This is a genomic window from Collinsella sp. AM38-1BH, from assembly GCF_003467545.1.
GTDB lineage: Bacteria > Actinomycetota > Coriobacteriia > Coriobacteriales > Coriobacteriaceae > Collinsella.
The window spans coordinates 1-8,281 of record NZ_QSHC01000025.1; the positions used below are offsets into that span (position 1 = coordinate 1).

The window sequence follows — 8,281 nt, forward strand, 5'->3', positions numbered from 1 at the left end:
CCGCGGCCGCGGCGGCCCGCGCTGCATGAGCATGCCCTTCTGGCGCGAGGACCTCTAAGTCTTTCCGTTTCCGGTGCGGTCCCCCTACAACCGCACCGGCTTCGCCCGTTAAACGGGCAACACTAATACTTACGTAATTCATTTCTTCGAAAGGAATCGAACCATGGGTGTTAACCTCTCCGGCCGTAGCTTCCTCAAGCTTCTCGACCTCTCCACCGAGGAGATCGAGTACCTGCTCAAGCTCTCCAAGAACTTCAAGGACATGAAGCGCGCTGGCGTTCCGCACCGCTATCTCGAGGGCAAGAACATCGTTCTGCTCTTCCAGAAGACCTCCACTCGTACCCGCTGCGCCTTTGAGGTCGGCGGCATGGATCTGGGCATGGGCGTCACCTACCTCGATCCGGGTTCGTCGCAGATGGGCAAGAAGGAGTCCATCGAGGACACCGCCCGCGTTCTCGGCCGCATGTATGACGGCATCGAGTTCCGTGGCTTTGCCCAGGACGATGTCGAGGAGCTCGCTGCTAAGTCCGGCGTGCCCGTGTGGAACGGCCTGACCACTGAGTGGCATCCCACCCAGATGCTCGCCGACATCCTGACCGTCCAGGAGAACTTCAACTACGACATCAAGGGCAAGACTCTCGTTTTCATGGGCGACTGCAAGAACAACGTTGCTCGCTCCCTCATGGTCGTCTGCTCCAAGCTCGGCATGAATTTCGTGGCCTGCGGCCCCGAGGAGTGCATGCCCGCCGACGACGTCATCGAGGCCTGCAAGCCCATCGCCGAGGCCAACGGCTGCACCATCAAGCTGACCACCGACGTCAAGGACGGCGTCACCGGTGCCGACGTTATCTACACCGACGTGTGGGTCTCCATGGGCGAGCCCGACGAGGTCTGGGCCGAGCGCATCGCTCAGCTCACCCCGTATCGTGTTACTTCCGAGGTCATGGCTATGGCCAACCCGGGTGCCATCTTCCTGCACTGCCTGCCCAGCTTCCACGACACCAACACTACGATTGGCGCCGAGAAGTGCGAGCAGTTCGGCATCACCGAGCAGGAGGTCACCGACGAGGTCTTCGAGAGCCCCGCTTCCAAGGTCTTCGACGAGGCCGAGAACCGCATGCACACCATCAAGGCTGTCATGTACGCCACGCTCAAGTAAGAGCATCTAGCATCTCGCTCGGGGTGTATTGCTGCTCACCCCGAGCAGTTTTGTCTGGTAAATATCTTGCGTCGGGCGGTGGGCACGGCACGGAAAATCCGCTTCGCGCGAGAAAGTTAAATGATTTATGAAGGGGGGATGAGAACCATGACTGAGACCGCTAAGAAAAAGCGCGGTATGCCTTCATCGTTCACCATTCTTCTAGCTCTGCTGGCAATTGTTGCAGTTGTTACCGTTATCGTCTCCGGCACGTCCGGCGGCGCGGTTACTGCCGCCCGTCTGAGCGATTTCTGCACCGCCCCGATTAAGGGCTTCGCTGACGCTCTGCCCGTCTGCCTCTTCGTTATGATCCTGGGCGGCTTCCTCGGTATGATGACCGAGACCGGCGCTCTGGACAACGGCATCGCCGTCCTGGTGCAGAAGCTTAAGGGCAACGAGATCATGCTCATTCCCGTGCTGATGCTCATCTTCTCCCTCGGTGGTACCACCTATGGTATGTGCGAGGAGACCGTTCCCTTCTACGCCCTGCTCGCCGCTACCATGATGGCTGCCGGCTTCGACCCGATGGTCGGCGCCGCTACCGTCCTGCTCGGCGCTGGCTGCGGCTGCCTGGGCTCCACGGTTAACCCGTTCGCCGTCGGCGCTGCCGTTGACGCTCTGACCGGCGTTGACATTGCCGTGAATCAGTCCATCATCATCGGCCTCGGTGCCGTCCTGTGGATTGTCACTACCGCTATGTCCATCGTCTTCGTGATGAACTATGCCAAGAAGGTCAAGGCTGACAAGGGTTCCACCATCCTGTCGATGCAGGAGCTCAAGGATGCCGAAGAGGCTCACGGCAAGGCTGCTTCCGAGGTCCACAAGGAGGTCAAGCTCACCGGTCGTCAGAAGGGTGTTCTGATCGCCTTCGCCTTCACCTTCGTCGTCATGATCGTCGGCTTCATTCCGCTGGCCGACCTCAACGAGGGCGTCGCCAACTTCTTCGACGCTGGCGCTGTCTACGACGCCGACGGTAACGCCGTCGTCCAGGGCTGGTCTGCCCTGATCACTGGCCTGCCCATTGGCCAGTGGTACTTCGACGAGGCTTCCACCTGGTTCTTCCTCATGGCTATCCTGATCGGTATCATCGGTGGCCTGTCCGAGAAGCAGATCGTTAACACCTTTATCACCGGCGCTGCCGACATGATGTCCGTTGTTCTCGTCATCGCCCTCGCCCGTGGTATCTCCGTCCTCATGGCTAACACCGGCCTCGACGTCTTCGTCCTCGACGCTGCCGCCAATGCCCTGGCTGGCCTGTCCGGCGTGATCTTCGCTCCCATGAGCTTCCTGGTTTACTTCGGCCTGTCCTTCCTGATCCCCTCGACCTCCGGTATGGCCACCGTCTCCATGCCCATCATGGGACCGCTGGCTGTTAAGCTCGGCTTCTCGCCCGAGGTCATGGTCATGATCTTCTCCGCCGCCATCGGTGTCGTGAACCTGTTCACCCCGACCTCCGGCGCCATCATGGGCGGTCTCGCCCTGGCCAAGATCGAGTGGACGACCTGGCTCAAGTTTGCCCTTAAGCTCATCGTCGCGCTCTCCGTCGTCTGCGCCGTCATCCTGACCGTCGCCTGCGTGTTGATCTAAGTACCCAACGGGTACCCCACGGAAACCTTGACGATCCTGTAAAGGATCACCTGGTCATCGTCTGTCCGGTGGGGTCAACCCACCGGTAGACTCCTACCTTTAGCCCCCTTCCGTTCCGTGCGCGGGAGGGGGCGCTCTTGTGTTCCGGCGTTTTACCAAACGCCGGAACCACTCGACGCTGCAAGCCCGCCAGAGCGGCAATCTGACGTTCAATCGTCGGGCATGGCCAAAAGGCCTATGCCCTCCTCTTTCACGTCACCTTGCTCGCTCTGGCGGGCTTTCGCTGACTTTTGCTCCACCTGCGGCGCTGCCATTGTTGGTGCAGAGGGCGCTTTGCCTACTCTGGTGCCCGTTCGCTGGCTTTGGCTCTGCCTGTGACGTTTTCATTGTTGGTGCTGAGTGCCTTGTTTCCCGTCCCAAATGATCTACCCCGGGTCCCCGGTGGTTGCGGTGGGCGTGTTTGGTTGGTGCCTGTTGATGGTCTGGGTATCGGGGAGGGCGGGCTCCGTTATAATCGCCTAGAACATTAAATGGAAACGGGACGGGAGCCATATATGCGCCAGGGTTTCGACAACGCGAAGTATATCGAGCTGCAGGCTGCTCACATTAAGGAGCGCATCTCGCAGTTTGGTGGCAAGCTCTATTTGGAGTTTGGCGGTAAGCTGTTCGATGACTATCATGCGAGCCGCGTGCTACCGGGTTTTGAACCGGACAGCAAGTTCCGCATGCTCAAGAGCATCGCCGACGATGTCGAGGTTATCATCGCAATCAACGCGAACCACATCGAGAAAAACAAGGCTCGTGGTGACCTCGGTATTACCTATGACGAGGATGTGCTGCGCCTGGTTGACCTGTTCCGCGGCAACGGCTTTGCCGTCGCGGCTGTGGTCATCACCCAGTACGCCGGCCAGCCTGCTGCCGATGTGTTCCGCAACCGCCTGAACGCGCTCGGTATTCCCGCCAAGCTGCACTATCCCATCGAGGGGTATCCGCACGATGTCGATCTGATCGTGTCCGACGATGGCTACGGCAAGAACGAGTTTGTCGAGACCACCCGACCGCTCGTCGTGGTCACTGCCCCCGGTCCTGGCTCGGGCAAGCTTGCCACCTGCCTGTCTCAGCTCTATCACGAGCACAAGCATGGCACGGCCGCCGGCTATGCTAAATTCGAGACCTTCCCGGTCTGGAATCTTCCTCTGACGCATCCGGTCAATATTGCCTACGAGGCCGCCACGGCTGACCTCGACGACGCCAATATCATCGATTCGTTCCACCTTGAGGCCTACAACAAGACCACGGTCAACTACAACCGCGACGTCGAGGCCTTCCCGGTAGTCCGTGCCCTGATGGAAAAGATCCTGGGCAAGAGCCCCTACCAGAGCCCTACGGACATGGGCGTCAATATGGTCGGCTTTGCCATCACCGATGACGATGCCTGCCGCGACGCTTCCAAGATGGAGATCGTCCGCCGCTACTTTACCGCGGTCGAAAATGTGCGCCGTACCGGCGTGGGCGATGAGCAAGTCGACCGTCTCAAGATTATTATGAAGAAAGCCGGCATCGATAAGAACTACTCACCGGCGCGCTCAGCGGCCCTCACCAGGGAGCAGCTGACGGGTGGTCCCGTGGGTGCCATGGTCATGCCCGATGGCTCCGTGGTGACCGGTAAGACCTCCACGCGCCTGGGCGCCGCAAGTTCGCTCATTATGAACGCCCTCAAGCATGTCTCGGGCGTCGACCTTGAGCTCGAGGTCATTAGCGATGAGGCGATCGAGCCCATCAGCAAGCTCAAGACGCATTTCCTGGGCAGCAAAAACCCGCGCCTCCACACCGACGAGACGCTTATGGCGCTGTCGATCACCTCGGCCACGAGTGAGACGGCCGCTCGCGTCCTTTCGGGCCTGGAGCAGCTGCGCGGTTGCGATGCCTTCTTTAGCGTGATTATCTCGCCGACGGACGAGACGGTACTGCGCAAACTGGGTATCAACGTGTGCTGCGAGCCCAAGTTTGAGCGCCGCGGTTTCTTCCATCGCTAAGTTTGAAGCACCGCGGTAATTGCATTGCATTTTGGCCGTATCGGGTTAGCGCCCGGTACGGCTTTTTGATCAATAAAGCGCCTATTTCGGCGAAAAATAGCTGTTTACCTGCCTAGAAACAATTTGAGCGGTATACAATAACCGTAACTGTTTCATCCTTAGCGGGATGCCGCATGATGGATATTACCTGCCATCGTGAGGTGTGTCGGTCGCGCACGGCGCGTTAGATGCTCGTGCTCGGTTTGAGGAGGCTGCTATGGCGGGCAAGGGTCGTGCGAGTGTCAACGATATGAAGCGTGTCGAGGTGCTGGTGTTGATGGAGATCGACCAGCAAACTGAAGACAATGGCGGGCCGTATGGTTTCTCGCGCAAAACGCTTGCCGAGCGCGTGGGGGTTTCGCCGTATCGTGCCCGCGCCGCAATCGATCGCTTGGATTCCGAAGGCATGATTGATGTCGTCTCGCGTTATAGCGACGACGGCGGTCAGCTTGCAAATGGCATTTGCCTCACCGAACGTGGCGAGTGGTATCTTGAGGGCGTCCGTACCGGCATGCTCGTTCAAGAAATGCTTGAGGACGAGGTTGCTGATCGATAGCAGCATGTAACCCTTGCCATAGCGACGCCGCCTGGGAAACCGGGCGGCGTTTTGTTTCAAGATTGAGAAATGCAATCTCACGCGAGAAAAATTGCGAACGGTCCGCGGCGCGAGTATTACAATGAAGACCCGTAAGATGTGGATAAACAACTTCTACGGGAAGCGCAGGTAACTCAATATGACCAAGCATGTGTTCGTAACCGGTGGCGTGGTTTCGTCTCTGGGCAAGGGTATCACCGCGGCCTCGCTGGGCCGTCTGCTCAAGTCGCGTGGCTACAAAGTAACGATGCAGAAGGCCGACCCGTATCTGAACGTCGACCCCGGTACCATGAGCCCGTTCCAGCATGGTGAGGTCTTCGTTACCGAGGATGGTTACGAGTCCGACCTGGACCTGGGTCATTACGAGCGCTTTATTGATGAGAACCTGACCCGCGATTCCAACTTTACGACCGGCGCCATCTACAAAAGCCTGATCGCCCGTGAGCGTCGCGGCGACTTTTTGGGCGGTACCGTGCAGGTGATTCCCCACGTCACCAACGCCATTAAGGACAAGTTCCGCCGCATCGAGGAGCAGACCGGCTCCGATGTAGTCATCACCGAGCTGGGCGGCACGATCGGCGACATCGAGTCGCAGCCGTTTGTCGAGGCCATCCGCCAGTACCGCAAGGAGGCCGGCCCCGAGAACGTCTGCTACATTCACGTGTCGCTCGTTCCCTATATCGCCGCCGCCCACGAGGTCAAGACCAAGCCCACGCAGCATTCCGTCAAGGAGCTCCGCAGCTTTGGCATCCAGCCCGATATCATCGTGCTGCGCTCCGACCACCATATCGATGACGCTATCCGCGGAAAGATCGCAAGCTTCTGCGACGTCGACACCGATTGCGTCTTTACCAACGAGGACTGCGCGAGCATTTACGATGTTCCGCAGCTGCTTGCCGAGCAGGACTTTGACCTGCGCATTTGCGAGCGCCTGGGTCTGGATCCGCGTGAGCGCGACATGAGCGAGTGGAACGAGTTCCTGCGCAAACAGAATCACGCCAACCATCACACCGACAAGGTGAAGATCGCCGTCGTGGGTAAGTACACGCAGCTGCCCGATGCGTACCTGTCGGTTATCGAGGCCCTGCACCATGCGGGCGTCTTCTACGATCGCCATGTGGACGTCCAGCTGGTCGACGGCGAGAGTCTCGACGAGCAGAATGTCTCCGAGGTTCTGGGCGACGCCTCGGGCATCCTGGTCCCCGGCGGCTTTGGCAAGCGCGCCCTGGAGGGCAAAATCCTCGCGGCCGAGTTTGCCCGTGAGCACAAGATTCCGTATCTGGGCATTTGCCTGGGTATGCAGGTCGCCGTGTGCGAGTTTGCCCGCAATGTCGTTGGCCTTGCCGGTGCCAGCTCCTCCGAGTTCGATCCGGATGGGCCGTATAGTGTCATCGATCTGATGAGCTCGCAGGAGGACGTGACCGAGAAGGGCGGCACCATGCGCCTGGGCGCCTATCCGTGCAAGCTCGCCGCCGATACCCTTGCTCGCGAGGCATATGGCGAGGAGCTCGTCTACGAGCGTCACCGTCATCGCTTTGAGTTCAACAACGCCTTCCGTGACCAGCTCGAGGACGCCGGCTTGGTTATCTCGGGTCTGTCGCCCGACGAGCGCCTGGTCGAGATGGTCGAGCTGCCGCGCGACGTGCATCCGTGGTATGTGGCAACCCAGGCTCATCCCGAGTTCAAGAGCCGCCCGACCAACCCGCAGCCGCTGTTCCGCGAGTTCGTGCGCGCTTCGATCGGCCAGCACGAGGGTGTCGACCGTCTGCAGGTGACGCCCATGAACCTCGCTACGGACTAAGGGTGCCGGCGAATAAGGAACATACCGAAGCTACTCCCTCGTCGCTCGCCGTGGCGGCGGGGGAGTATCTCGATTACCTCGCGGTCGAGCGGGGTTTGGCGCGCAACACGATTGCGGCCTATCGTCGTGACCTGACGACGTACTGCGCCTATCTGGAGCGGGCGGGTATTGTGTCTTTTGAAGAGGTGACCCGTCAGGTCGTGGAGGGCTTTGTCGCCGACCGTCGCGATGGGGGCTATTCCGATGCCTCGGTGGAGCGTGCGCTTGCGGCCGTGAAGGGCCTACATGCCTTTTTGGTGCGCGATGGGGCTGTGGCCCAAAATCCAACGGCGGCGTTGCGCCTGCCTAAAAAGGCTGAGCGTTTGCCGGAGTATCTATCGGTGGAGGATGTCTCGGCGCTGCTCGATCAAGACTTCCCCGAGGGCGAGATGGGCTTGCGCGACCATGCCATCTTGGAAGTGCTCTACGGATGCGGTTTGCGTGTGAGCGAGTTGGTGGGGCTCGATGTGGGCGATATCCATATCGACGATGGCTTTGTGCTCGTTCGTGGTAAGGGCTCGAAGGAACGCCTGTCCCCGCTGGTAGGAAGCGCGGCGCGAGCTCTGACGCTTTATGTAACTGAGGGGCGTTCTCGCTTGGCGGCCCATGCCCGCGGAACCGAGACCTCGGCGGTCTTTTTAAATAAGAACGGCCGCCGTCTGTCGCGCCAGGGCATCCATGCCATCTGTGAGCGCTACGGGCGCCAGGTGGGACTGGTGGGGCTCCATCCCCATACCTTGCGCCACTCCTTTGCCACCCACATGCTCGCGGGCGGTGCCGACCTGCGTGTGCTGCAGGAGATTTTGGGCCATGCCGATATTTCGACCACGCAGGTCTACACGCATGTCGACCGAACGCAACTGACCGAGGTCTATCTGGCGGCGCATCCGCTAGCACATCGCTAGCACCTCGCTGACCTGCATATTTATAAATATTAAATGGGACGGGCCCCAGATTGCCGATACGCACTTTTGCGCGCATGGGCA

6 protein-coding genes are annotated in these 8,281 nt (G+C 59.7%); all 6 read left to right on the forward strand.

Annotated features, from left to right (window positions below):
• Window positions 1–163: 163 nt before the first annotated feature.
• Window positions 164–1,159, forward strand: coding sequence for an ornithine carbamoyltransferase (argF, locus tag DW870_RS09070; protein ID WP_099431521.1), 996 nt, complete (start codon window positions 164–166; stop codon window positions 1,157–1,159).
• 138 nt (window positions 1,160–1,297) lie between these two features.
• On the forward strand, window positions 1,298–2,785 hold the full coding sequence (locus tag DW870_RS09075) for a YfcC family protein (protein ID WP_369831649.1): 1,488 nt from the start codon (window positions 1,298–1,300) through the stop codon (window positions 2,783–2,785).
• A 554-nt stretch (window positions 2,786–3,339) separates the two neighbouring features.
• Window positions 3,340–4,821 carry a DUF1846 domain-containing protein gene (locus DW870_RS09080; RefSeq protein ID WP_006234276.1) on the forward strand — a complete coding sequence of 494 codons (1,482 nt, stop codon included), beginning with the start codon at window positions 3,340–3,342 and terminating at the stop codon, window positions 4,819–4,821.
• A gap of 256 nt (window positions 4,822–5,077) precedes the next feature.
• Complete coding sequence (locus tag DW870_RS09085; RefSeq protein ID WP_040358312.1) at window positions 5,078–5,416, forward strand: hypothetical protein; 339 nt, start codon at window positions 5,078–5,080, stop codon at window positions 5,414–5,416.
• 178 nt (window positions 5,417–5,594) lie between these two features.
• Window positions 5,595–7,256, forward strand: a complete 1,662-nt coding sequence (locus DW870_RS09090) for a CTP synthase (protein WP_117770006.1) — start codon at window positions 5,595–5,597, stop codon at window positions 7,254–7,256.
• Window positions 7,257–7,258: 2 nt separating this feature from the next.
• Entirely contained in the window at window positions 7,259–8,200 is a 942-nt protein-coding gene (gene xerD / locus DW870_RS09095; RefSeq protein ID WP_171025140.1) for a site-specific tyrosine recombinase XerD, read from the forward strand.
• Window positions 8,201–8,281: the final 81 nt, after the last annotated feature.